The organism is Parabacteroides timonensis, from assembly GCF_900128505.1.
Classification (GTDB): Bacteria; Bacteroidota; Bacteroidia; order Bacteroidales; family Tannerellaceae; genus Parabacteroides; species Parabacteroides timonensis.
This window is the reverse complement of sequence record NZ_LT669941.1, coordinates 2,840,255-2,865,076: the sequence shown is the minus strand read 5'-3', so window position 1 is coordinate 2,865,076 and position 24,822 is coordinate 2,840,255. Positions and strand designations below refer to the sequence as shown.

The 24,822-nt window shown below is 44.1% G+C and carries 23 protein-coding genes; 21 read left to right on the top strand and 2 right to left on the bottom strand.

What is annotated here, in order from left to right; all coding sequences use genetic code 11:
• The first annotated feature begins 22 nt into the window (after positions 1-22).
• The 9 genes from clpX to mutL all read left to right on the top strand — a co-directional run bounded on the left by clpX (position 23) and on the right by mutL (position 12,876).
• Positions 23-1,252 (top strand): ATP-dependent Clp protease ATP-binding subunit ClpX, encoded by a 1,230-nt coding sequence (gene clpX, locus BQ7394_RS19170; protein ID WP_075558859.1) that lies wholly within the window; start codon positions 23-25, stop codon positions 1,250-1,252.
• 30 nt (positions 1,253-1,282) lie between these two features.
• Entirely contained in the window at positions 1,283-3,463 is a 2,181-nt protein-coding gene (recQ, locus tag BQ7394_RS19165) for a DNA helicase RecQ (protein ID WP_075558858.1), read from the top strand.
• A 141-nt stretch (positions 3,464-3,604) separates the two neighbouring features.
• On the top strand, positions 3,605-5,080 hold the full coding sequence (guaB, locus tag BQ7394_RS19160) for an IMP dehydrogenase (RefSeq protein WP_075558857.1): 1,476 nt from the start codon (positions 3,605-3,607) through the stop codon (positions 5,078-5,080).
• A 109-nt stretch (positions 5,081-5,189) separates the two neighbouring features.
• Entirely contained in the window at positions 5,190-6,776 is a 1,587-nt protein-coding gene (locus BQ7394_RS26565; protein WP_075558856.1) for a foldase protein PrsA, read from the top strand.
• 13 nt (positions 6,777-6,789) lie between these two features.
• Entirely contained in the window at positions 6,790-7,644 is an 855-nt protein-coding gene (locus BQ7394_RS19150; protein WP_075558855.1) for a hypothetical protein, read from the top strand.
• A 22-nt stretch (positions 7,645-7,666) separates the two neighbouring features.
• On the top strand, positions 7,667-9,031 hold the full coding sequence (locus BQ7394_RS19145; RefSeq protein WP_075558854.1) for a peptidylprolyl isomerase: 1,365 nt from the start codon (positions 7,667-7,669) through the stop codon (positions 9,029-9,031).
• Positions 9,028-10,656 carry an OstA-like protein gene (locus BQ7394_RS19140; RefSeq protein ID WP_075558853.1) on the top strand — a complete coding sequence of 543 codons (1,629 nt, stop codon included), beginning with the start codon at positions 9,028-9,030 and terminating at the stop codon, positions 10,654-10,656. The genes BQ7394_RS19145 and BQ7394_RS19140 overlap by 4 nt, the downstream gene beginning before the upstream one ends.
• 25 nt (positions 10,657-10,681) lie before the next feature.
• Positions 10,682-10,987, top strand: a complete 306-nt coding sequence (locus BQ7394_RS19135) for a hypothetical protein (protein WP_075558852.1) — start codon at positions 10,682-10,684, stop codon at positions 10,985-10,987.
• Positions 10,984-12,876, top strand: coding sequence for a DNA mismatch repair endonuclease MutL (gene mutL / locus BQ7394_RS19130; protein WP_075558851.1), 1,893 nt, complete (start codon positions 10,984-10,986; stop codon positions 12,874-12,876). Before BQ7394_RS19135 ends, mutL begins: the two co-directional genes overlap by 4 nt.
• A gap of 139 nt (positions 12,877-13,015) precedes the next feature.
• On the opposite strand, the gene BQ7394_RS19125 is transcribed toward mutL, so the two are convergent.
• Positions 13,016-14,344, bottom strand: a complete 1,329-nt coding sequence (locus tag BQ7394_RS19125; protein ID WP_075558850.1) for a M56 family metallopeptidase — start codon at positions 14,342-14,344, stop codon at positions 13,016-13,018.
• 15 nt (positions 14,345-14,359) lie between these two features.
• Entirely contained in the window at positions 14,360-14,719 is a 360-nt protein-coding gene (locus tag BQ7394_RS19120; protein ID WP_075558849.1) for a BlaI/MecI/CopY family transcriptional regulator, read from the bottom strand.
• Positions 14,720-14,889: 170 nt separating this feature from the next.
• Here BQ7394_RS19120 and BQ7394_RS19115 point away from each other — a divergent pair, with 170 nt between their 5' ends.
• The 12 genes from BQ7394_RS19115 to rpsC all read left to right on the top strand — a co-directional run bounded on the left by BQ7394_RS19115 (position 14,890) and on the right by rpsC (position 24,814).
• The gene (locus BQ7394_RS19115) at positions 14,890-16,995 is read left to right on the top strand and encodes a hypothetical protein (protein WP_075558848.1); all 2,106 of its coding nucleotides are present in this window, start codon (positions 14,890-14,892) and stop codon (positions 16,993-16,995) included.
• Between the two features lie 382 nt (positions 16,996-17,377).
• Positions 17,378-17,788, top strand: coding sequence for a 30S ribosomal protein S12 (rpsL, locus tag BQ7394_RS19110; RefSeq protein ID WP_075558847.1), 411 nt, complete (start codon positions 17,378-17,380; stop codon positions 17,786-17,788).
• Between the two features lie 157 nt (positions 17,789-17,945).
• Positions 17,946-18,422 (top strand): 30S ribosomal protein S7, encoded by a 477-nt coding sequence (gene rpsG / locus BQ7394_RS19105; protein ID WP_075558846.1) that lies wholly within the window; start codon positions 17,946-17,948, stop codon positions 18,420-18,422.
• Between the two features lie 28 nt (positions 18,423-18,450).
• Positions 18,451-20,580 (top strand): elongation factor G, encoded by a 2,130-nt coding sequence (gene fusA, locus BQ7394_RS19100; RefSeq protein ID WP_075558845.1) that lies wholly within the window; start codon positions 18,451-18,453, stop codon positions 20,578-20,580.
• 21 nt (positions 20,581-20,601) lie between these two features.
• Positions 20,602-20,907, top strand: coding sequence for a 30S ribosomal protein S10 (rpsJ, locus tag BQ7394_RS19095; RefSeq protein ID WP_005634728.1), 306 nt, complete (start codon positions 20,602-20,604; stop codon positions 20,905-20,907).
• Between the two features lie 21 nt (positions 20,908-20,928).
• A complete protein-coding gene (gene rplC, locus BQ7394_RS19090) occupies positions 20,929-21,546 on the top strand; it encodes a 50S ribosomal protein L3 (protein ID WP_075558844.1) in 618 nt (205 codons plus the stop codon).
• A complete protein-coding gene (gene rplD, locus BQ7394_RS19085; RefSeq protein ID WP_075558843.1) occupies positions 21,546-22,175 on the top strand; it encodes a 50S ribosomal protein L4 in 630 nt (209 codons plus the stop codon). The genes rplC and rplD overlap by 1 nt, the downstream gene beginning before the upstream one ends.
• Positions 22,176-22,186: 11 nt before the next feature.
• Complete coding sequence (gene rplW, locus BQ7394_RS19080; protein ID WP_075558842.1) at positions 22,187-22,480, top strand: 50S ribosomal protein L23; 294 nt, start codon at positions 22,187-22,189, stop codon at positions 22,478-22,480.
• An 8-nt stretch (positions 22,481-22,488) separates the two neighbouring features.
• Entirely contained in the window at positions 22,489-23,313 is an 825-nt protein-coding gene (rplB, locus tag BQ7394_RS19075) for a 50S ribosomal protein L2 (RefSeq protein ID WP_009859543.1), read from the top strand.
• 20 nt (positions 23,314-23,333) lie between these two features.
• The gene (gene rpsS / locus BQ7394_RS19070) at positions 23,334-23,603 is read left to right on the top strand and encodes a 30S ribosomal protein S19 (protein WP_028730655.1); all 270 of its coding nucleotides are present in this window, start codon (positions 23,334-23,336) and stop codon (positions 23,601-23,603) included.
• Between the two features lie 53 nt (positions 23,604-23,656).
• A complete protein-coding gene (gene rplV / locus BQ7394_RS19065) occupies positions 23,657-24,067 on the top strand; it encodes a 50S ribosomal protein L22 (protein ID WP_075558841.1) in 411 nt (136 codons plus the stop codon).
• 6 nt (positions 24,068-24,073) lie between these two features.
• Positions 24,074-24,814, top strand: coding sequence for a 30S ribosomal protein S3 (rpsC, locus tag BQ7394_RS19060; RefSeq protein WP_028730656.1), 741 nt, complete (start codon positions 24,074-24,076; stop codon positions 24,812-24,814).
• Positions 24,815-24,822 lie beyond the last annotated feature (8 nt).

Genomic DNA, 24,822 nt, shown 5'->3' with positions numbered 1-24,822 from the left:
AATCCAAAAAAACAAATATTCTATGGCCAAAACAGGCGACTTTTGTACGTTTTGCGGACGGAGCAGTCGGGACGTTAACATGCTGATTAATGGAATATCCGGTGCTATCTGTGATGAGTGTGCACAGCAAGCGTACGAAATTGTAAAAGAGCAACAACCTGCAAAGAAAAGTGCTTTAGGACTTGAGCAGACAGAACTACCGAAACCTGAGGACATAAAAGCTTTTCTGGATCAATATGTAATTGGTCAGGATGACGCAAAACGTTATCTTTCCGTTTCGGTTTATAACCATTACAAACGGTTGCTTCAGAAAGTTACCTCGGATGATGTGGAGATCGAGAAGTCTAATATAATTATGGTCGGAGCCACCGGTACAGGTAAAACCTTGCTGGCGCGGACGATTGCAAAGTTATTGCATGTCCCGTTTGCAATCGTGGATGCGACGGTGCTGACTGAAGCCGGTTATGTGGGAGAAGATATCGAAAGTATCCTGACCCGCCTGTTACAGGCTGCTGATTATGATGTAGACGCAGCCCAAAGAGGGATCGTTTTTATTGATGAGATAGATAAGATTGCACGGAAAAGTGATAATCCGTCCATAACCCGTGATGTAAGTGGAGAAGGAGTACAGCAGGGGTTATTGAAATTACTGGAAGGTTCGATCGTCAACGTACCACCCCAGGGCGGAAGAAAACATCCTGAACAGAAAATGATAGCGGTAGATACGAAAAATATCCTCTTTGTCTGTGGCGGAGCATTCGACGGTATCGAAAAGAAGATCGCACAGCGTCTGAATACACGCGTTGTCGGTTATTCGGCCAGCAAAGATACAGCTCAGGTGGACCGGAATAATTTCCTGAAGTATATTACGCCGACCGATCTGAAGTCGTTCGGACTGATACCTGAGATTATTGGCCGTCTGCCTATTCTGACTTATCTGAACCCGCTCGACCGGAGTACGCTTCGCAGCATTCTGACAGAACCGAAGAATTCTATTATCAAACAATATATAAAATTGTTTGAAATGGATTCCATCAAGCTGTCGTTCGATGAGGATGTCTACGAGTATATTGTAGATAAGGCTTTGGAATTTAAGCTGGGTGCACGTGGCTTGCGTTCAATCGTTGAAGCTATTATGATGGATGCTATGTTCAGCATGCCTTCAGAAAAGAAAAAGAAACTTCATGTAACACTGGAGTATGCGAAGGAGAAGTTTGAAAAATCAGATGTAAACCGTTTGCAGATAGCGTAAATGCCGGCGGTTTGTAAAATATAAATAAGTATGGCGAAGAAGGATAGTTTAACTGAGCATTTAAAGACTCATTTTGGTTTTGATACCTTCAAGGGAAATCAGAAAGCTATTATTGAAAATGTGCTGGCCGGAAACGATACTTTCGTATTGATGCCGACCGGTGGAGGTAAGTCCCTCTGTTACCAGTTGCCTTCTGTTATGATGGAAGGTACGGCAATCGTTATATCTCCTTTGATTGCCCTGATGAAAAACCAGGTGGATGCCATGCGTAATTTCAGTGAGGAAGATGGAGTTGCTCATTTTATTAACTCTTCACTGAATAAGTCGGCTATCGACCAGGTGAAAGCGGATATAATGGCAGGCCGCACGAAATTATTGTACGTCGCTCCCGAGTCGTTGACGAAGGAAGAAAATGTCGATTTCCTGCGCAATGTGAATATTTCATTCTATGCAGTAGACGAAGCGCATTGTATCTCTGAATGGGGACACGATTTCCGTCCCGAATATCGTCGGATACGTCCTATTATTAATGAAATAGGAAAACGTCCGTTGATAGCGCTTACGGCAACTGCTACTCCGAAAGTACAACATGATATCCAGAAGAACCTGGGTATGATAGATGCTTCAGTTTTCAAATCCTCCTTTAACCGTTCTAATTTATATTACGAGATTCGTCCGAAAGGTCCGAATATTGACCGCGAGATTATTAAGTATATTAAAGCCAACGAAGGCAAATCGGGTATTGTCTATTGTTTAAGTCGCAAGAAGGTGGAAGAGTTTGCCGATATTCTGAAAGCAAACGGAATTAAGGCACTTCCCTATCATGCCGGAATGGATTCAGGGCAACGGTCAGGAAATCAGGATGCGTTCCTGATGGAGAAAGCAGACGTTATTGTGGCCACTATTGCATTCGGTATGGGTATTGATAAGCCGGATGTGCGTTATGTGATTCATTATGACATTCCCAAGAGCCTCGAAGGTTATTACCAGGAAACAGGACGTGCCGGCCGTGATGGCGGTGAAGGCCAGTGTATTGCATTTTATGCATACAAAGACTTGCAGAAGCTGGAGAAATTTATGCAGGGCAAACCTGTAGCGGAGCAGGAGATCGGTAAACAGTTGTTGCTTGAAACAGCTGCTTATGCAGAGACATCCGTATGCCGCCGCAAGGTTCTGTTACATTACTTCGGTGAAGAGTACCTGGAAGAAAATTGTGGAAATTGTGATAATTGTTTGAACCCCCAAAAGCAAGTGGAAGCGAAAGAATTGTTGAGTGCAGTACTTGAAGTGATAAGTACTTTAAAAGAAAAATTTAAGGCAGACTATATTGTCAATATGTTGGTCGGAAACGAGACCTCCGAAATTCAATCTTACAAACACAATGAACTGGAAGTCTTCAGCTCCGGTACGGATGAAGATGAAAAGACTTGGAACGCTGTTATTCGCCAGGCGTTGATCGCCGGTTATCTGACAAAGGATATCGAGAACTATGGTTTGTTGAAGATCTCGCCAAAAGGAAAAGATTTTATGAACAAACCGGTATCGTTCAAGATAACGAAAGATAACGAGTTTGAAGAAGAAGAGGAAGAAGTTCCTGTACGTGGTGGAGCAACCTGTGCGGTCGATCCGATTCTGTACTCTATGATGAAGGATTTACGGAAGAAGCTGTCCAAACGTCTGGAAGTTCCTCCTTTCGTAATATTCCAGGATCCGTCGCTGGAAGCTATGGCTACCACTTATCCGGTGACATTGGATGAATTGCAGAACATTCCGGGTGTAGGTGCCGGAAAAGCTAAACGCTATGGTCAGGAATTTATTACGCTGATCAAAAAACACGTAGAAGAAAATGAAATCGAGCGACCGGAAGACTTGCGTGTACGTACGGTTGCCAATAAGTCGAAACTGAAAGTCTCTATCATTCAGCGTATCGACCGTAAGGTGGCTCTGGATGAGATCGCATTGACCAACGGACTTGAATTTAACGAACTGCTCGACGAGATCGAAGCGATCGTTTATTCCGGAACTCGTATTAACATCGATTACTTTGTGAATGATGTCATGGATGAAGATCATATTGAAGATATCTATGAATACTTCAAAGATTCCGAAACCGATGATCTGGAAGATGCGATCGAAGAACTGGGTAACGATTATACCGAAGAAGAGATCCGTCTGGTTCGCATTAAATTTTTGTCGGAAATGGCCAATTGATTTATTTGCCGTCTTCGTCAGAAATAAAAATGGCTCTCTCCCTAAAAGTAAACAGGGAGAAAGCCATTTTTGTTTTTATCGTTGCATAGTTTCCGGAAAAATCGTATATTTGCGCGCAATAATTTTTAAAGCATACGTTTTATGTCATTTATTGCAGACAGGTTAGTTATGGACGGATTAACATTCGATGATGTATTGTTGATCCCTGCTTACTCAGAAGTTCTTCCCCGAAATGTCGACCTCTCGACAAAGTTTTCACGAAACATTACATTGAATATTCCGATGGTATCGGCGGCCATGGACACAGTTACCGAGGCAAAGATGGCTATTGCTATTGCCCGCGAAGGCGGTATCGGCGTTATTCATAAAAACATGACGATCGCAGAACAAGCCAAGCAGGTTCAAAGCGTGAAGCGTGCAGAGAACGGAATGATTTACGATCCTGTGACGATCACGAAAGGAAAACGTGTGGCCGATGCGTTGGCTATGATGGCGGAATACAAGATCGGCGGTATACCTGTGGTAGACGAAGGCGGTTATCTGGTAGGTATCGTTACCAACCGTGACCTGCGTTTCGAAAGAGATATGAACCGTTCGATCGATGAGGTGATGACGAAAGAGAACCTGGTGGTGACTGATCAGTCTACCGACCTGGAAGCTGCCGCCCAGATCCTTCAGCGACATAAGATCGAAAAACTGCCGGTTGTGGACAGTCATAATAAACTGATAGGGCTCGTTACCTATAAAGATATAACAAAAGCGAAAGATAAACCTTCTGCTTGCAAGGATGCCAAAGGGCGTTTGCGTGTAGCAGCCGGAGTAGGTGTGACGTTTAATACATTCGAACGTGTAGCTGCCCTGGTTGAAGCCGGTGCCGATGCATTGGTTATCGATACGGCTCACGGTCATTCCAAAGGAGTGGTGGATGTCCTGAAACAGATCAAAGCCCAATATCCGGGTATCGATTGTGTGGTAGGTAACATCGCTACCGGAGATGCTGCCAGATACCTGGCCGATGCCGGTGCCGATGCCGTTAAAGTGGGTATCGGACCGGGCTCGATCTGTACAACCCGTGTAATTGCCGGAGTGGGTGTGCCCCAGTTGTCGGCTATCTATGACGTGGCGAAAGCATTGAATGGAACAGGCATTCCTTTAATTGCCGATGGCGGACTTCGTTATTCGGGAGATATTGTAAAAGCGATTGCGGCTGGTGGATCATCTGTTATGATGGGTTCCCTGTTAGCCGGAGTGGAAGAGTCGCCGGGTGAGACTATTATCTTTAACGGACGTAAGTTTAAATCATATCGTGGCATGGGATCGTTGGAAGCTATGCAGAAAGGTTCGAAAGACCGTTATTTCCAGGACGTGGAAGACGATGTGAAGAAGTTGGTTCCGGAAGGAATAGCTGCCCGTGTTCCTTATAAAGGATCTTTATTTGAAGTGATCTATCAGATGGTAGGTGGTCTGCGTGCCGGTATGGGATATTGCGGAGCTCATAATATTGATGAGTTGCATAAGGCTAAATTTACCCGTATCACGAATGCAGGTGTGCAGGAGAGTCACCCGCACGATGTGGCCATTACGCAGGAAGCACCTAATTATAGCCGCGGCGAATAATAAATGCGGATAATCCCCGTTATATAAAAAACACTAATTTAATTCGATAGCATACTTTTTAAGGATGTTGTCCGTTAGATTAGTGTTATTTTTGTAATGTCTACGTAGTATGATAAACAGATTTTTGATGAAAAAGTTACTTGTATTATCTTTGGTATTCGCTTGTTTAACAGGAGAAGCGCGTAATTTGCCTGACTCTGTAGTGATGACTGTGGCCGGTAAGCAGGTCCCTCTTGCGGAATTTGTTTTTATGGCTAAGAAGAACGGTGAAGTAAATTTGGCCGACCGTAAGTCACTGGAGAATTATGTGGAACTGTATAAGAACTTCAAACTGAAGGTTACCGATGCAGAGACCGCCGGGATGGATAAGACAAAAGAATTCACAGATGAGTTGGAGGGATACCGCGCACAATTGACTTCAAGTTATTTATCTGATAAGGATGGGGAAGAAGCGGCAGTTCGTGTAGAATACGAACGACTGGGTGAAGTGATGGAATTAAGTCATATCCTGTTTCGTTTGCCGGAGCACACCGTTTCGAAAGATACAGTGGCTGTATATGAGAAAGCCCTGAAAGCATACCAGCGTATTAAGGGAGGAGAAGATATCGCAGCTGTCGGCCGTGAGTTGAAAGAGGAAGATCCTGAAAATACAGGTTATGAATATACCCGTTGCCTGTTGCCGATGCAGACGATAAAAGCGTTTGAAAACGCCGTCTATTCCATGCAGTCGGGCGAGTTATCGATGCCTGTACGCACTACCCTCGGTTTTCATATCATAAAACTGCTTAGCCGGAAACCTAATCCGGGCATGCGCCATGTCGCTCACGTCCTGATCCCGTTCCAAAAGGATTCAGTAACGCGTAGCGAAAGCGAAACACTCGCATTGGCGGACGAAGTTTATAAAAAAGCACAAAACGGAGCCGACTTCGGTGAGTTGGCGCAAGAATATTCTTCCGACGGTGCGTCTGCAAGAAAAGGGGGAGAACTACCCTGGTTCGGTGTGGGCGAAATGGTTGAACCGTTCGAGAAAGCGGCATTTGCCCTGACTACTCCGGGCGAGTTGTCACAGCCGGTAAAAACACGTTTCGGCTATCATATTATCAAACTGATCGGAAAGAGTGGCATCCCTTCTTTTGAAGAAAAGAAAAAATCCTGGTCGAAGATAATGGCACAGGGAGAACGTAATTTTGAATATTATCAAGCATTCGACGAACGTTTGAAGAAAGAATACGGATATAAATTCTATCCGGAAGCATATGCGGAACTGGTTGCTCTTTGCAATGATAACTTCCCGACAGACAAGGAGTTTTATGAAAAAGCAAAGGATATGAACAAGACCTTGTTCCACCTGGCAGATACCGATTTCCCGCAGAGCGAGTTCGCCTACTATATACAGCGTTGCCCGTTCTCCACAAAAACGTATGCAGGAGATTTCATGCAGGAGGTGTACGATCTGTTCATCCGTGATATCGTTACGACTGCAGAGCGTAAAAACCTGGAAACAAAACATCCTGAGTTCACACATTTGATGCAGGAATATCGTGATGGCATTTTGTTATTCAATATCAGTAATGAGAAGATTTGGAGTAAACCGGCTGCAGAGCAAACCACTCTGGAAGAGGAATGGGTGAAGCAGCTGAATAAAGAGTATCCTGTTACTATTAATTGGAAATTGTTGAAAAAACTAAAGAAATAAGAAAGAGAAGGTTATGAAGTATTGCTTCATTTTTATAGCATTCGTATCTTTGCTGTGTTCTTGTAAACGGACCCAGCAAACCAACGATGCGGATGTACTGGTAAGAGTGAAGGACCGGACGTTGAAACGTTCGGAAGTGGTTAGTCTGATTCCGCGGGGGATATCCTCTGCGGATAGTTTGTTGTTAGCCGAAAGCTTTGTAAAGAAATGGGTGAAAGATGCCCTGGTTTATGAAGTCGCTCAGCGGAACCTCGGAAACGAAAAAGAAGAGGTTGACAAGCTCGTGGAAGAATACCGCCATTCGCTGATCCGTTACCGTTATCAGGAACGATTGATAAAAGAAAAGTTGTCGGCTAATATCCGCGAGAGCGATAAGCTGAACTATTATGAAGAGAATCAGAAAAAGTTTACACTTGATAAGGCCCTGATCAAAGGTCTTTTCCTGAAGATACCGGTGGATGCCCCCGGTCTTTCTGATGTAAAAGGGTGGTATAAATCGACTTCTGAGGCCTCTTTGGAAAAAATTGAGAAGTATAGTGTGCAAAATGCCACTATTTATGACTACTTTTACGACAAATGGGTGGACTTTGACGAGGTGATGGACAATCTCCCCGTTCATGTGTCTGATCCGAACGCTTATCTGAAAGCGAACAAGTTCGTGGAAGTGGCCGATAGTAGTTATTGCTATCTGCTGAATATCAAGGAGTATCTTTCTGTGGGAAGTGTCGCTCCTTATGATTATGCCAGTCCGCAGATCACGGAAATGCTTATCAACCAGCGGAAAGTCGATTTTTTGAAGACGTTTGAAGAAGAATTATATAATGATGCAGTCAGAGGAGGTGATGTGAAATTTTATACAGAACCGTAATTTGTAACTTATAAAGGTAGATATGATGAAAAAGATTTTAACTGTATTCTTTCTTGCCTGCTTATCTTGTGTGGCAATGGCACAGGATAATGTGATTGATGAAATTGTGTGGGTGGTAGGGGATGATGCTATTTTACGTTCGGACATAGAGACACAGCGTTTGTATATGCAAAACGAAGGTCAGCGTCTGGACGGCGATCCCTATTGTGTGATTCCGGAGCAGATAGCAATACAGAAGCTGTATCTGAACCAGGCGAAGATCGATAGTATCGAAGTCGGTGAAGGGCAGATTATCCAGGCTGCAGACCAGTGGGTCAACTGGGCGATCAACCAGATCGGATCGAAAGAAAAAGTAGAAGAATATTTCGGAAAGAAAATCTCACAGATCAAGGATGAGCGTAAGGATATGATCCGTGAGCAACAGATTACTCAGGAGATGCAGCGGAAACTGATCGGTGAGATCAAGCTGACTCCGTCTGAGATCCGTAAGTTCTATAACCAGTTGTCGAAAGACAGTCTGCCGACTATCCCGACAACAGTGGAAGTGCAGATCATTACTTTCGAACCGAAGATACCGTTCGAGGTGACTGATGCTATCAAAGCCCGCCTGCGTGATTTCACAGAGCAGATCAATAGCGGTAAGATGGAGTTTTCCACATTGGCCCGTTTGTATTCGGAAGATCCGGGTTCGGCTGCCAGAGGTGGTGAACTGGGATTCATGAGTAAGACCGACTTGCTTCCGGAGTTTGCCAATGTCGCTTTCAACTTGTCTGATCCGAAGCGTGTATCACAGATCGTTCAGACCGAGTATGGTTACCATATCATTCAGTTGATCGAAAAACGCGGTAACCGTATTAATTGCCGTCACATCCTGTTGAAGCCGAAAGTATCGGAAAAGGAATTGACAGAAGCAACTGTTCGCATGGACTCTTTATATACCGATTTGAAGGCTGACAAGTTCTCGTTTGAAGAAGCTGCCACATTCATTTCGTATGATAAGGATACCCGTAACAACAAAGGGTTGATGGTGAATCAGAACCATGAAGGAAATAACTTCGGTACACCTAAGTTCGAAATGCAGGAACTTCCGCAGGAAGTGGGTAAAGTCGTTTATAACATGCAGGTTGGGGAGATCTCCAAACCGTTTACCATGATATCCGACAAACAGAAAGAGGTAGTCGCTATTGTCAAGTTGAAGTCACGTACTGAACAACATAAAGCAAATCTTTCAGACGATTTCCAGGCAATGAAGAATCTGGTGGAACAGCAAAAAAGAGAAGAATTATTGAATGACTGGATCCTGAAGAAACAAAAAACGACTTATGTACGTATTTCAGAAGGATGGCGTAACTGTGACTTCAAGTATCCGGGTTGGGTGAAAGAATGAAAATTGTAAATAAGTTTTTTCTTACAGGTCTATTCTGTTTACTGACGGTTTGTGTCTTTGCACAAACGCAGGATTCTATTTCCGTCAGACAAGGAGAAACACAGCCTGTCGATACTGCCACTACTAAAAAAACACTGGTTTATCTGTTGCATGCCGATACGGTGTCTTATGATAAGGAAGTGATGAAAGCGGATGCACAGTTTCTACAAGGAGATGTGTGCTTCCGCCACGATAGTTCATATATGTATTGTGACAGTGCTTACTTTTTTGAGACAACCAACTCACTGGAAGCTTTCAGCAATGTGAGGATGGAGCAGGGCGACACCCTGTTTGTGTATGGTAACTATCTGTTTTATGACGGAGATACCCAGATCGCTTACCTGCGTGAAAACGTTCGTATGGAGAACGGGCAGGTAACGCTTTTTACAGATAGCCTGAACTACGAGCGCATTCCGGATATAGGATATTATTTTGATGGTGGTCTGATCGTCGACTCGCTGAATCAACTTTCGTCATTCTATGGACAATATTCTCCGGGGACGAAGCTGGCGATATTTAACGATAGCGTACGTTTGGAGAATCCTAATTTTACATTGTATTCGGATACGCTTCATTACAATACAGAGTCGAAAATAGCGACGATATTAGGACCTTCCATTATTGTATCAGACAGTGGAACGATCCATTCTTCCCGTGGATGGTACAATACGGAAACAAATACATCCTTACTACTTGACCGTTCCGAAGTCTATTCGGGCGACAGGGTCTTGATCGGCGATTCTATCTCGTATAATCAGGATGCCGGTTTTGGGGAAGCATTTGGAAATATGTGCCTGGTAGATACGGCACAAAAGGTTACATTGGAAGGCCAGTACGGTTATTATAATGAACGGACGGAGTATGCTTTTGCTACCGACAGTGCCCGTTTCCTGGAATATTCGCAGGGAGATACCTTATATCTGCATGCCGATACCCTTGAAATGTCGACACTCGATTCGACGGCCCGTGAGATAAAGGCTTTTCATGGTGTACGTTTCTACCGTACCGATATGCAGGGCGTTTGCGATTCGATGCAGTTCAATACCCGTGATTCCGTATTATATATGTATGATAATCCGGTTTTGTGGAACGCACAGTATCAGTTGTACGGCGATACGATAGAGATTTTTATGAATGACAGTACGATCGAATATGCACATGTCATACAGTTTGCGTTTGCGGTGCAGCATCTCGATTCGACCTATTATAATCAACTGAAAGGGAACGACCTCAAAGCTTACTTTGAAGGTCAGGCTGTCCGGCAGATTGATGTGGAGGGAAATGCGGAGTCGATCTATTACCCGTTGGAAAGCGATGGTGCCAAGATCGGTTTGAATGAAACCAAGAGTGGCTTCCTTACGATCTGGGTAAAAGAGAATAAGCTCGAGAAGCTTAAGATATGGCCGAGCCCACTGGGTAACCTGACACCGATACCCGACCTGAAGCCGGAACAGAAAACACTGAAGGATTTTTATTGGTATGACTACCTGCGTCCGAAAAACAAAGATGATATATACACTGTGGTGAAGAAGAAAGTGGAAGACGCACCGGTTAGGGGTGACAATAAATTCAAACATGAGGAATAAAATTCACTATTAAATTTGTTAAGTTATGGCACTTTTCTCATTTTATAATATGCGTAAGCCCCGTCAATACGACCATAAGCCGATTTACTGGGATCCCCATAGAGAGGCTATGGAGGAACGTGTGCGTAAGATAAAACGCGAGATGGGAGTGGAGGAGTCACTGGAAGAATATAAACCTCAGATAAAAGGAACCTTTGTTGAAGGTACTTCGCACCTGAAGAAAAGCCTTGACAGAGGGGACAATGCACGTAGCCGTACATATAAGAGCGTTAAGCTCATTGTTGCAATTGCGGTTCTGGGTGCATTATTCTGGTATTTGTTCTGGTCATGAGCGATATAATTCATTTATTACCTGATAGTATAGCCAATCAGATAGCGGCCGGTGAAGTTATTCAACGGCCTGCTTCCGTTGTAAAGGAACTGGTTGAAAATGCGATAGATGCAGGAGCCGGTCACATCCAGGTGAACATCAAGGATGCAGGGCGTACATTGATCCAGGTGGTCGATGACGGGAAAGGTATGTCTGAAACCGATGCCCGTATGGCATTCGAACGGCATGCCACCTCGAAGATCTCTTCTGCCGACGACCTCTTTTCGCTCCATACAATGGGGTTCCGTGGAGAGGCCCTCGCTTCGATCGCAGCAGTAGCCCATGTGGAATTGCGTACCCGGCTGCAAGGTGCCGAACTCGGTACGAAGCTTTCGATGGCAGGTTCTACCTTACAGGATATCGAACCGGACGCCTGTACGGAAGGGAGTATTTTCTCTATAAAGAATTTGTTCTTTAATGTACCGGCCCGGCGTAAATTCCTGAAATCGAACGAGACGGAGTTTCGTAATATAATCAATGAGTTCGAACGCATCGCATTGGTGAACCCTCAGGTGGCTTTAGGGCTGAATCATAATGATACCGAGATCTTTAATTTGCCGGAATCCGGTTTGCGTCAGCGTATTATAAACGTTTACGGCAAGAACCTGAATCAGAAGCTGCTTTCTGTGGATGCACAAAGTTCGCTGGTCACTATTTCCGGTTTTGTAGGCCGTCCCGACTCTGCCAAAAAGCGTGGGGCACTGCAATACTTTTTCGTGAACGGACGTTTCATGAAACATCCATATTTTCATAAGGCGGTCATGCAGGCTTATGAACAGTTGATCCCTCCCGGCGAACAACCCAACTATTTTATCTATTTCACGCTTGATCCTTCCACGATCGATGTAAATATCCATCCGACCAAGACTGAGATTAAATTCGAGAACGAACAGCCTATCTGGCAGATACTGATGGCGGCCACCCGTGAGGCACTAGCCAAGTCGAGTGCCATTCCTACCATCGACTTCGATGTGGAGGACGCAATCGACATACCGGTCTATAACCCTGTCAGGGAAGCGGATGGTTTTAAATCACCAACTGTGCAACTCGATTCCGGATATAATCCGTTCAAGAGTTCTTCATCGTCCTCGTATTCGCCCTCGTCGTCATCTCCTTCTTCAAAGAAGCAGGAGTTCGACTGGTCTCAACTCTATCAGGGTTTTGAGAGTGACCGGGATGCCGTACGCAAGGATTTGGAAATGATGGGTGAAGTATTGGATACGGAGGAGATGGAAACGCCGGAACCCGTTAAAGTGGTTGTCGGTGACGAGGCTTTGTTTGCTGAGACAACTACCCCTTGTTACCAGTATAAAGGACGTTATATTATTACTTCGCTCAAGTCGGGATTGGCGTTGATCGATCAATACCGGGCACATGTCCGCATCCTGTTCGACCAGTATCTGAATAATATCCGTCAGCAGAAAGGAGCCTCCCAGCAGGTGCTTTTCCCGGAAATTATCGAGTTTACCGCGGCAGAGGCTGCTGTCTTGCCTGCGCTGCTGGAAGATATGCGTTTTATCGGTTTTGATCTCTCCAACCTGGGGAATAACAGCTATGCAATCAATGGTTTACCAGCCGGCCTGGAAAATGTGGATCAGGTCGTTTTGATAAAGGATATTGTCAGCCGTGCCATAGAAACGGGCTGTGAAGTACACGAGGAGATTTGTGAGTCGATCGCGTTGGCTTTGGCCAAGGCTGCTGCCATTCGTCCGGGGAAAGTGATGTCTGCCGATGAGATGGATCATTTGATCGCCACTCTTTTCTCCTGTCCGGATTCAAACCTGACACCCGACGGGAAAACGATCGTTTCGATGTTGACCGACGAGGAGTTGGAGAAGCGGTTTAAGTAGACGGAATATTAAAAAATATCCCTTTTTGAGAAGGGCTATGGGCATGTTACTTTTCTGATCGCCTGCCAGCATTTGGGAAAGTTTCATGCCTTTTTTGTGTCTGTCTCAAAAAGGGAATTAGTATGTTTAAGTTGTCGAATTACTGGCATTTAAAAAAGATAGGAACGGTATAGGCTACTCGTACCACTTTTCCTTTTACCTTACCGGGTGTCCAGTTAGGCATGTCTTTAACCACCCGTATTGCCTCTGCATCCAATAATGGAGTCAGGCTTTTTACTACTTTAATATCTGATAGACTACCGTCTTTATTGATAATGAAGGAAAGCGAGACTCTGCCTTCCTCTTTGTTCTTTACGGATTCGGCCGGGTATTTGACATTTCTGGCCATGTATTTTAAAAGTTCAGTTTCCCCTCCGGGAAATTCCGGCATTACTTCTACAACCTGATACACTTTGTCATCCTCCGGTGGTAGCGGTGCCGCTATTTCTACAGGAGCTGTTTCCGGTGCAGGTACAACCTCTGTCTGTTGTACGGGAACGGGAACAGTCGCTTGCCGGTTCATGATCCGTGCCATCGCGTCGATGTTATTGAGCAGCAATAAACCGGCTGCCAGCGGTAGCAGTGTCAGGTACTTTACTTTCCCAACTCTGCCGGTTCTTTTTTTGTTTAACATAGTAATTCTCTTTTTTAATGGTAAGACACTGAAATTATTATATAGTTTTGCTATAGCCATATCGGGATGTTCCAGTCCGATCAGATGGTACTGGTATTCTTTCTTATTATATCCGGCAAGCATCACCTGTTCGTCTGCCAGGTATTCATGGTTGCTACTGATCTCTTTCTTCAATAACCAGGCAAAGGGGTTGATCCAATATAGGATACATACGAGCTCTGCGAGAACTACATCGGCCGAATGGAGTTGGCGGACATGGGTCTTCTCATGCACCAGTATCTCTTCTAGCGCTTGCGGAGTGTGTGAATCCGGTGAAGCGAATATCCAGCCGAAGAAGGAATAAGGTTCTTCCCCTGTGGGTAATATGTGAATAGTAGTCCCGTTGATCTTTTGTTCAGGGCTTCTGAACCGGCGTCTGACTACCATGACCAATTCCACGATACAACGGAAGAACAATAGGCATACTCCTATCAGATAGACCAGTAACAAAGCGCTTCCTATCATCATCTGCCGGTTCGACTCTGCAAGGAGAGGCATATCTTCGGTTATGGCTGCCGTTTTCTGTGGAAGGATCGTAGAATAGTAGTTCACTATTTCTGCCATGCTCTCACGAGAGGATAACCAGATACTGATATCCAATAACGGATAGAGGAACGCGATCAGGTAGACAGAAAGCAATACACCTCTCCGCAAGCGGAAAAAGGTATCATCCCGGAATAACAGGCGGTAGCAGATATAAAGGATTGCCAACGCCAGGTTCACCTTCAGGAAATAGGCCAGTATCGATGTTTCCATATAGATTCGTTTTATCTATTCTTCGTTTTCTATCTGGTTCATAAGGTCCTGCAAGTCGCTTTTCGTCAGTTTACGGTTGCGGACAAAAAAGGATACCATCTCTTTGTAAGAGCCGGTGAAGTAATTCTCTACGACGTTCGACATGAAAGTACGCTTGTAGTCAGCCTCTTTCACCTTGGGAGAGAACCTTGTGATGGTTCCGAACTTCTTCGGTGTGACATATTTCTTTTTTTCCAGGTTACGGATCACAGAGGCCACGCTCGTATAAGGCGGACGGGGTTCAGGCATCTCGTTCAGTATATCCCGGATAAAGCAGGGACCTAGTCTCCAAATATAGAGCATAATGTCTTCTTCTTGCGCAGTCAGTCTTTCCATGTCTCTTCAATTATTTGAATTTTAATCTACTATCTTTTCGCAAAGCTACTTAATTTAAGTAGATGGCAATTCTTTTTATCGATAAATATTGTTAACGGGGAAAGAGAAAGCAAGGTGTATAGGATGGAAAAGTTGTATATTTGAGACTGTTACATTTAAATCATGAGAAAATGAAAAGACCGATCCGACTTATCCTTCTGTTTCTGGTGAGCGTGTTCTCTTTTGTAGCCTGTAATCAGTCCCGTATCGACAGGCAGGCATTGGTAGACAGGCATCGTATCGTAACCACGAAGACTGATCCCCGGAGTCCTGCCCAGGTAGGGAATGGCGAATTCGCTTTCGGGGTCGATATTACCGGATTGCAAACCTTTGTCCCTTTCAATACGATGGCACAGTGGAGCTGGCATAGCTTTCCCTTGCCGGAAGGGCTGCAGGTGGAGGATTTCAGAAAGCCTTTGATAGATACCTATGGTAAGATGCTCCCTTACGATATACCTAATCCGGAACAACCCGAATTATCAGCCTGGCTGGCCGCTAATCCCCACCGCTTTAATCTGGGGCGTATCGGCTTTAAACTGCTTCGTTCGGATGGGAGGGAGGCAACTGCCGAAGATCTTTCGGATACATACCAGGAGGTGGATATGTGGACCGGTATCATACACAGCCGTTTTAAATTGGATGGTGTTCCCGTTTCTGTTAAAACGGCTTGTCATCCTGCTTTGGATGCGGTAGGCGTCACGGTAGAAAGCCCGTTGCTCAGGAAAGGACAGGTAAGTGTTTTTCTCGATTTTCCTTATGCGGAGAGTGGGGAGATGAAAGAGTATGTCGGCACTTATGATAAACCCGGGGCCCACCGTTCGGTCATCCGGGACGAAAAGAAAGGATCTGTTCTCATTGCCCGTAAAATGGATGAAACACATTATTATACTTCGTTGCGGTGGAATACCCGCGCCGGTTTCGTGCGGGACGGGGCAGAGGCATCTCACCGTTTTGAACTGATCCCGGAAGATACGGAGGAGTTGTCTTTCTCTTGTCTTTTCTCACAGGAAGAGCTGGCGGATATCCCGACTGCTTCCCGCATATTTAATGACAGTTCCAGGGAATGGCGAGCTTTCTGGCAATCGGGGGCGGCAATCGACCTGTCCGGCAGCAAAGACCCGCGCTGGAAAGAACTGGAACGCCGGATCGTCCTTTCGCAATACCTTATGAAGGTGAACGAGGCCGGATCGCTTCCTCCCCAAGAGAGCGGACTGGTGAATAATGGCTGGTACGGCCGTTTCCATTTCGAAATGATCTGGTGGCATGGCGTACATTATGCTTTATGGAACCGTTGGCCGTTATTTGAAAAGAGTCTGGCCGTTTACCGGGATTTTCTCCCTACTTCACAGATGCGTGCACAGAAACAAGGGTATAAAGGGGCCCGTTGGCCTAAATGCACGGCTGATTTCGATCGTGAGTGGCCTCATATCATCCATGCTACCCTGATCTGGCAGCAACCGCACCCGATCTATTTTGCCGACCTCGATTACCGGCTGCATCCTACCCGCGAGACGTTGGAGAAATGGGAACCTGTCGTTTCGGCTACCGCCGACTTTATGGCCGATTATGCACATTATGACGAGGCGCAGGATCGGTATGTACTAGGGCCTCCTGTTTTTATTGTTTCCGAGAATACGCGACCCGAAATAACGTTGAATCCGGCCTTCGAGTTGGGTTATTGGCGTTATGGCCTGCGGATGGCTTGTGAATGGCGTGAACGCATGTCGCTTCCGGTAGACGAAAAGTGGGAAAAGGTATTAGCTGGACTCTCTCCGTTGCCTGTTGAAGAAGATGTATATGTTACGTATGAGGGTATCCCGGACATGTGGACGGACTTTGCCTTCGAGCATCCGGCTTTAATCGGTACTTACGGTATGCTGCCGGGGGACGGGGTTGATCCGGATACGTTGGCACGTACATTGGCAAAGATCACTGCAACCTGGAATTTTGACCGGACCTGGGGATGGGACTTTCCGATGCTGGCTATGGCAGCCGCCCGCTGTGGGCAACCCGGACAGGCGGTGGACTTCCTGCTTCATCCGGCCGGTGGTTTCCAGTTCGATGAACATGGATTGGCTACAGGCGGTCCGTTTCCTTACTTCCCGTCCAACGGTGCCTTATTGACTGCTGTCGCCATGATGGCTGCCGGTTGGGACGGGTCATCGGGCGAAGCTCCCGGATTCCCGCAAGATGGAAGCTGGACAGTGAGAGCGGAGGGTTTTCTACCGATGCCGTAGTTGTTTCAACGCATACCCTACACCTGTCATATTGATCGTAATGGACAGGTGAACAGTTTGTTAAGGTGAAGCCTCGCGTTTCACCTTTGTTATTTTCTGTAATTTCCCTGTGAAGGGAGAAAGCAGACACAAGACAAGCCCCATTGGTTTTAAGCCAACGGGGCTTCGTTGTTAAATAATAATAAATAGTATGAATTCGCCTGTTGTGTAGCAGAAACAAACGGGAACTATTATGTAACTTTGCACCGTTTTTAGCGCGAATTATGCAGAAAAAGAACTGTAACTCGTTGGTTATACGGAAATAATGCGTATCTTTGCAGCCTGAAATAGAAAAAGATATAAATATAATTATAACACATTCAAAGTTTAAAAAAGAAAAGAAATGCCTACAATTCAGCAATTAGTTAGAAAAGGAAGGGAAACTTTGGTGATAAAAGGTAAGTCACCTGCACTGGATTCATGTCCTCAGAGACGTGGTGTTTGTGTACGTGTGTATACTACGACACCGAAAAAGCCTAACTCTGCAATGCGTAAAGTAGCGAGAGTTCGTTTGACAAATGGTAAAGAAGTAAACTCTTACATTCCGGGAGAAGGACATAACTTGCAGGAACACTCAATCGTTTTGGTACGTGGTGGTCGTGTTAAGGACCTTCCTGGTGTACGTTATCACATTGTACGTGGAACCTTGGATACTGCTGGCGTAAACGGACGTACTCAAAGACGTTCTAAATACGGAGCTAAACGTCCGAAACCAGGACAGGCAGCTGCTGCAGCTAAAGGAAAGAAGAAGTAATTAGTTACATCCCTTCAAACTGAGAATTTAAATTAAGTATTAAAGCTGGTTTGAGTATTTGGATAGGCTACAAGGTTGAGTAAATGGTTCAGCGGAACCGTTGAAGACAAAGTTTAAAAAGGCAACCAAAGAAAAAAACGAAATTTTTGAAAACAAAATGAGAAAAGCAAAACCAAAGAAAAGACAGATCCTTCCGGATCCTGTTTTCGGTGATGTTAAGGTTACGAGATTCGTTAACCATTTAATGTATGATGGCAAGAAAAATACTGCCTTCGAAATTTTCTATTCCGCTCTGGAAACCGTTAAGGCTAAATTGCCTAACGAAGAAAAGTCTGCTCTCGAAATTTGGAAAGCTGCACTCGACAATATTACCCCTCAAGTCGAAGTGAAGTCACGCCGTGTAGGTGGTGCTACTTTCCAGGTACCTACTGAAATTCGCCCCGATCGTAAAGAATCAATTTCTATGAAGAACCTTATTATCTTCTCACGTAAGAGAGGTGGTAAGACTATGTCTGATAAGTTGTCTGCAGAGATTGTAGATGCTTTCAACAACCAGGGTGGCGCATTCAAAAGAAAAGAAGATATGCATCGTATGGCTGAAGCTAACCGTGCATTCGCTCACTTCAGATTTTAATTTAGCAAATTTAGGAGAATAAAAAAAGATGGCAACAAAAGCTGACGAACAATTAAAATATACCAGAAACATCGGTATCATGGCGCACATCGATGCAGGAAAGACTACGACTTCTGAGCGTATCCTTTTCTACACAGGTCTGACTCACAAGATTGGTGAAGTTCACGACGGTGCTGCAACTATGGACTGGATGGAGCAGGAACAGGAACGTGGTATCACTATCACTTCTGCTGCTACAACTACTTTCTGGAATTACGCTAATGATAAATATAAAATCAACTTGATTGACACCCCGGGACACGTGGACTTTACTGTTGAAGTAGAACGTTCACTGCGTATTCTGGATGGTGCCGTTGCTGCATTCTGTGCTGTTGGTGGTGTAGAACCCCAGTCGGAAACAGTTTGGCGTCAGGCTGACAAATATAATGTACCCAGAATTGGTTATGTAAACAAAATGGACCGTTCCGGCGCAAACTTCTTTGAAGTAGTTCGTCAGGTGAAGGCTGTATTAGGCGCAAATCCTTGTCCTATTCAGATTCCTATCGGTGCAGAAGAAACTTTCAAAGGGGTAGTTGACCTTGTAACAATGAAAGCTATTCTTTGGCATGATGAAACAATGGGTGCTGAATATTCAATTGAAGAAATTCCGGCAGACCTGAAGGATGAAGCTGATGAATGGAGAGATAAGATGCTCGAATCTTTGGCTGAATGCGACGATGCTTTGATGGAAAAATATTTTGATGATCCTTCTACTATCACTGAAGATGAAATCAGAGCTGCTATCCGTAAAGGTACTATCGCTATGCAGATCAATCCGATGATCTGTGGTTCTTCTTTCAAGAATAAAGGTGTTCAGACTCTGTTGAATGCAGTTTGTGCATATCTGCCGAGTCCTGCTGATACAGATGCTATCGAAGGTACAGATCCTAGCGATCCTGATAAAGTGATCGTTCGTAAACCGTTGTTCGAAGAACCGTTGACTGCACTGGCATTTAAGATCGCAACTGACCCGTATGTAGGCCGCTTGTGTTTCTTCCGTGTATATTCAGGTTCTCTGCTTGCCGGTTCTTATGTTTATAACACTCGTTCAGGTAAGAAAGAACGTATTTCTCGTCTGTTCCAGATGCACTCAAACAAACAGAACCCGATGGAAGCTATCGGTTGTGGTGATATCGGTGCTGGTGTTGGTTTCAAAGATATCCGTACTGGTGATACTCTTTGTGACGAAGCACATCCGATTACACTGGAATCAATGGAATTCCCGGATCCGGTTATCGGTATCGCAGTAGAGCCTAAAACTCAGAAAGACCTGGATAAACTGGGTATGGGATTGGCTAAGCTGGCTGAAGAAGATCCTACATTCCGCGTACAGACTAACGAAGAAACAGGTCAGACTGTAATTAGCGGTATGGGTGAGCTTCACTTGGATATCATCGTTGACCGTCTGCGTCGCGAATTCAAGGTTGAATGTAACCAGGGTAAACCTCAGGTAACTTACAAAGAAGCTATTACCAAATCTGTTGAACTTCGTGAAGTTTATAAGAAACAGTCTGGTGGTCGTGGTAAGTTTGCTGATATCATCGTTCGCGTTGAACCGGCTGATGCTGAATTCGAAGGTACACTGCAGTTCATCGACGAAGTGAAGGGTGGTAACATTCCTAAAGAATTTATCCCTTCAGTACAGAAAGGTTTCGAGAAAGCTATGAAGAACGGTATCCTTGCTGGTTATCCGTTGGATAAACTGAAAGTAACATTGATCGATGGTTCATTCCACCCGGTTGACTCTGACCAGTTGTCTTTCGAAATCGCAGGTATCCAGGCATTCAAGAGCGCTTCTGAAAAGGCAGGTCCTGCTTTGATGGAACCGATCATGCAGATGGAAGTTGTAACTCCGGAAGAAAGTATGGGTGATGTAATTGGTGACTTGAACAAACGTCGCGGACAGGTTGAAGGTATGGAATCAAGCCGTACTGGTGCACGTGTTGTGAAAGCTAAAGTTCCTTTGGCTGAAACATTCGGCTATGTAACTGCTCTTCGTACTATCACTTCAGGTCGTGCAACATCTTCAATGCAGTTCTCTCACTATGCTCAGGTATCTTCTTCTATCGCTAAGCAGGTGCTGACAGAAGTACAGGGTCGTGCTGATTTGATCAAATAATTTAGAAACATATATAACAATATGAGCCAAAAGATCAGAATTAAATTAAAGTCTTACGATTATTCTCTGGTAGACAAGTCTGCCGAGAAAATCGTGAAGACGGTAAAGGCTACAGGTGCTGTTGTTAGTGGTCCTATACCTCTGCCTACACACAAGCGTATCTTTACTGTGAACCGCTCAACTTTCGTTAACAAGAAATCTCGCGAGCAGTTCGAACTATCGTCTTACAAAAGATTGATAGACATTTACAGCTCAACTGCAAAAACAGTTGACGCATTGATGAAGCTGGAATTACCCAGCGGTGTTGAAGTAGAAATTAAAGTGTGAGTTATTTAAAAATTAAGTGAAATGCCAGGATTATTAGGAAAAAAAATCGGAATGACATCCGTTTTCAGTGCCGAGGGAAAAAATCTTCCATGCACTGTTATCGAAGTGGGTCCTTGTGTTGTTACACAAATTAAGACTATCGAGAAAGATGGCTATGAAGCAGTGCAGATTGGTTTCGAAGACAAAAAAGAGAAACACACTACACAGCCGGAAATGGGCCATTTCAAGAAAGCCGGTGTAGCTCCCAAGAGATACTTGGCCGAGTTCAAGAATTTTGAAACTGCATACAATCTGGGTGATGTGATCACTGTGGATTATCTGGAAGATGCTGGTTTCGTTGATGTAGTGGGTACATCAAAAGGTAAAGGTTTCCAGGGTGTTGTAAAACGTCATGGTTTCGGTGGTGTAGGTCAGACTACTCACGGTCAGCATAACCGTTTGCGTGCTCCCGGTGGTATCGGTGCTTGTTCTTACCCTGCAAAGGTGTTTAAGGGCATGCGTATGGCTGGACAGATGGGTAATGAACGTGTAACTGTTCAGAACTTGGAAGTGATCAAGGTAATGCCGGAACACAATCTTTTATTGGTTAAAGGATCTGTTCCAGGAGCAAAAGGTTCAATCGTAATAATTGAAAAGTAATGGAACTGAGCGTATTTAATATTAAAGGTGAAGATACCGGAAGAAAGGTAACTTTGAACGATGCTATCTTCGGCATTGAACCCAATGATCATGCTATTTACTTGGATGTAAAGCAGTATTTGGCTAACCAACGTCAGGGTACTCATAAATCGAAAGAAAGAAGTGAGATCTCTGGTAGTACTCGTAAACTGATCCGCCAGAAAGGTGGAGGTGGTGCACGTCGTGGTGATATCAACTCTCCTGTATTGGTTGGTGGTGCTCGTGTATTCGGTCCGAAACCGAGAGATTATGAGTTCAAGCTGAACAAGAAGGTAAAAGGTCTGGCTCGTAAGTCTGCACTGACTTATAAAGCTACTAATAACGCAATTGTGGTTGTAGAAGATTTCGCTCTGGAAGCTCCTAAGACTAAAGAATTAATAACAATTGCTAAAAACCTGAAAGTGGCTGATAAAAAGTTACTTATGGTTTTACCGGAGAAAAATAATTTTGTATATTTGTCGGCTCGTAATTTAGAGAAAACAAATGTTATAACAGCTTCTGAATTAAACACATACAAAGTTCTTGATGCAGCAAATTTAGTGCTGACTGAAAGTTCTGTTGCTGTTATAGAAAAACTTTTTAACGCATAAGGAGTAAAGAAATGGGAATTATTATTAAACCTATAGTAACAGAGAAGCAAACAGCGATTACAGAAAAAATGGCTAATCGCTATGGTTTTCGTGTTTCTCCTGATGCCAACAAGTTGGAGATCAAAAAAGCTGTACAGGATATGTATAATGTAACTGTAGTTGATGTTAATACCATCAACTACTCTGGCAAGTTGAAAAGCCGTTATACAAAATCAGGTATTATCAATGGTAAACAAGCAGCTTTTAAGAAAGCAATCGTAACGTTGAAAGAAGGAGAAACAATAGATTTCTTTAGTAATATCTAAAAAAAGAAATGGGAATACGTAAATTAAAGCCCACAACACCGGGGCAGAGACACAAAGTTATTGGTGCATTTGATAAAATCACTGCAAGTACACCAGAGAAGTCTCTTGTGGTAGGTAAGAGCAGTACTGGTGGTCGTAACAACACAGGTAAGATGACAATGCGTTATCTTGGTGGCGGTCACAAACAAAAGTACAGAATTATCGATTTCAAGAGAAATAAAGATGGCATTCCTGCAACAGTAAAGTCTATCGAGTACGATCCAAACCGTACTTCTCGTATCGCTTTATTGTATTATGCTGACGGAGCAAAGAGCTATATCATCGCTCCGAACGGATTGGAAGTTGGCCAGACAGTGGTTTCAGGTAGCGATGCCGCTCCTGAGGTAGGTAATACTTTGCCTATGGCAAATATTCCCGTTGGTACAATTATTCACAATATTGAGCTTCGTCCTGGACAGGGTGCTAAAATGGTACGTTCTGCAGGTGCATTTGCTCAGTTGACTTCTAAAGAAGGCGCTTATGCTATTATTAAGATGCCTTCTGGCGAAACCAGAAAGATTCTTGCTGCATGTAAGGCTACAATTGGTAGTGTAGGTAACTCAGACCATGGTCTTGAAAAATCAGGTAAAGCCGGTCGCTCTAGATGGTTAGGTCGTCGTCCTCACAACCGTGGTGTTGTAATGAACCCGGTTGATCACCCAATGGGTGGTGGTGAAGGTCGTGCTTCCGGAGGTCATCCAAGATCTCGTACAGGCTTGTATGCTAAGGGCTTGAAGACAAGAGCTCCGAAGAAGCATTCTTCAAAGTATATTATTGAAAGAAGAAAGAAATAATCTGATTAATTAAGTAAACTATGAGTCGTTCACTAAAAAAAGGCCCGTATATTAACATCAAGCTGGAAAAGAAAGTCTTGGCTATGAATGAGTCAGGAAAGAAAGCCGTAGTTAAGACATGGGCAAGAGCTTCAATGATTTCGCCTGATTTTGTAGGCCATACTATTGCAGTTCACAATGGAAATAAATTTATTCCTGTTTTTGTAACCGAAAATATGGTAGGTCACAAGTTGGGAGAATTTTCACCAACTCGTACGTTCCGTGGTCACGCCGGTAACAAGAAGAAATAATTATCGGTAGTAACAGGAATTCAGGAATCTGAAAATAAAAAGAATCAATAAAAATGGGTGCTAGAAAAAGAATATCAGCTGAAGCAAGAAAAGAAGCCCAAAAGACCATGTACTTCGCAAAATTGCGTAATGTACCTACTTCTCCGCGTAAGATGCGTCTCGTTGTAGACATGATCCGCGGTATGGAAGTATTCCGTGCACTTGGTGTTTTGAAGTTTTCTAACAAGGAAGCTGCAGCAAGAGTAGAAAAATTGCTTCGTTCAGCAATTGCCAATTGGGAGCAGAAAAATGAACGTAAAGCAGAAACTGGTGAGTTGTTTGTTTCTTCAATCAGCGTAGATTGCGCTACTATATTGAAGAGAATGCGTCCGGCTCCCCAGGGTAGAGGATACAGAATTCGTAAACGTTCGAACCATGTAACCTTGTTTGTTGATACACTTAGTAAAAACGATAGTCAAAATTAATTGTAGATGGGACAAAAAGTTAATCCGGTTAGTAATCGTTTAGGAATCATCCGTGGTTGGGATTCCAATTGGTATGGCGGCAAGAATTACGGAGATACTTTGCTGGAAGATAGCAAAATTCGTAAGTATCTGAATGCTCGTCTTGCTAAAGCTAGTGTATCTCGTATCGTTATTGAACGTACGCTTAAGTTGATCACAATAACAGTTTGCACATCACGTCCGGGCATTATCATCGGTAAAGGTGGTCAGGAAGTTGATAAATTGAAAGAAGAGTTGAAAAAGATTACCGACAAAGAAGTTCAGATCAACATCTTTGAGGTAAAAAGACCCGAATTAGACGCAGTTATTGTCGCAAACAATATTGCTCGTCAGCTTGAAGGAAAAATTGCTTATCGTCGTGCTATCAAGATGGCTATCGCCTCTACCATGAGAATGGGTGCCGAAGGTATTAAAGTGCAAGTATCTGGTCGTTTGAATGGTGCTGAAATGGCCCGTTCTGAAATGTACAAAGAAGGAAGAACTCCGTTACACACACTGAGAGCAGATATCGATTACGCTTTGGCTGAAGCGTTGACGAAAGTTGGTTTGCTGGGTGTTAAGGTTTGGATCTGCCGTGGTGAAGTTTATGGTAAGAGAGATCTTGCTCCTTCATTCACTGCATCAAAAGATTCAGGTCGCAGAAATGACAATGCCGGCGGCAACAACAGAGGAGATAAGAACTTCAAGAGAAAGAAAGCTAATCGTTAAACGTTAGA

Bases quoted from the DNA above. Each gene is read 5' to 3' on its own strand.
- BQ7394_RS19115 (WP_075558848.1), top strand. From the start codon at position 14,890: ATGAAAAGACCGATCCGACTTATCCTTCTGTTTCTGGTGAGCGTGTTC.
- guaB (WP_075558857.1), top strand. From the start codon at position 3,605: ATGTCATTTATTGCAGACAGGTTAGTTATGGACGGATTAACATTCGAT.
- rpsL (WP_075558847.1), top strand. From the start codon at position 17,378: ATGCCTACAATTCAGCAATTAGTTAGAAAAGGAAGGGAAACTTTGGTG.
- BQ7394_RS19140 (WP_075558853.1), top strand. From the start codon at position 9,028: ATGAAAATTGTAAATAAGTTTTTTCTTACAGGTCTATTCTGTTTACTG.
- rpsG (WP_075558846.1), top strand. From the start codon at position 17,946: ATGAGAAAAGCAAAACCAAAGAAAAGACAGATCCTTCCGGATCCTGTT.
- mutL (WP_075558851.1), top strand. From the start codon at position 10,984: ATGAGCGATATAATTCATTTATTACCTGATAGTATAGCCAATCAGATA.
- rpsC (WP_028730656.1), top strand. From the start codon at position 24,074: ATGGGACAAAAAGTTAATCCGGTTAGTAATCGTTTAGGAATCATCCGT.
- BQ7394_RS19150 (WP_075558855.1), top strand. From the start codon at position 6,790: ATGAAGTATTGCTTCATTTTTATAGCATTCGTATCTTTGCTGTGTTCT.
- rplD (WP_075558843.1), top strand. From the start codon at position 21,546: ATGGAACTGAGCGTATTTAATATTAAAGGTGAAGATACCGGAAGAAAG.
- rplW (WP_075558842.1), top strand. From the start codon at position 22,187: ATGGGAATTATTATTAAACCTATAGTAACAGAGAAGCAAACAGCGATT.
- BQ7394_RS19120 (WP_075558849.1), bottom strand. From the start codon at position 14,719: ATGGAAAGACTGACTGCGCAAGAAGAAGACATTATGCTCTATATTTGG.
- rpsJ (WP_005634728.1), top strand. From the start codon at position 20,602: ATGAGCCAAAAGATCAGAATTAAATTAAAGTCTTACGATTATTCTCTG.
- fusA (WP_075558845.1), top strand. From the start codon at position 18,451: ATGGCAACAAAAGCTGACGAACAATTAAAATATACCAGAAACATCGGT.
- clpX (WP_075558859.1), top strand. From the start codon at position 23: ATGGCCAAAACAGGCGACTTTTGTACGTTTTGCGGACGGAGCAGTCGG.
- recQ (WP_075558858.1), top strand. From the start codon at position 1,283: ATGGCGAAGAAGGATAGTTTAACTGAGCATTTAAAGACTCATTTTGGT.
- rplV (WP_075558841.1), top strand. From the start codon at position 23,657: ATGGGTGCTAGAAAAAGAATATCAGCTGAAGCAAGAAAAGAAGCCCAA.
- rplC (WP_075558844.1), top strand. From the start codon at position 20,929: ATGCCAGGATTATTAGGAAAAAAAATCGGAATGACATCCGTTTTCAGT.
- rplB (WP_009859543.1), top strand. From the start codon at position 22,489: ATGGGAATACGTAAATTAAAGCCCACAACACCGGGGCAGAGACACAAA.
- BQ7394_RS26565 (WP_075558856.1), top strand. From the start codon at position 5,190: ATGATAAACAGATTTTTGATGAAAAAGTTACTTGTATTATCTTTGGTA.
- BQ7394_RS19145 (WP_075558854.1), top strand. From the start codon at position 7,667: ATGATGAAAAAGATTTTAACTGTATTCTTTCTTGCCTGCTTATCTTGT.
- BQ7394_RS19125 (WP_075558850.1), bottom strand. From the start codon at position 14,344: ATGGAAACATCGATACTGGCCTATTTCCTGAAGGTGAACCTGGCGTTG.
- BQ7394_RS19135 (WP_075558852.1), top strand. From the start codon at position 10,682: ATGGCACTTTTCTCATTTTATAATATGCGTAAGCCCCGTCAATACGAC.
- rpsS (WP_028730655.1), top strand. From the start codon at position 23,334: ATGAGTCGTTCACTAAAAAAAGGCCCGTATATTAACATCAAGCTGGAA.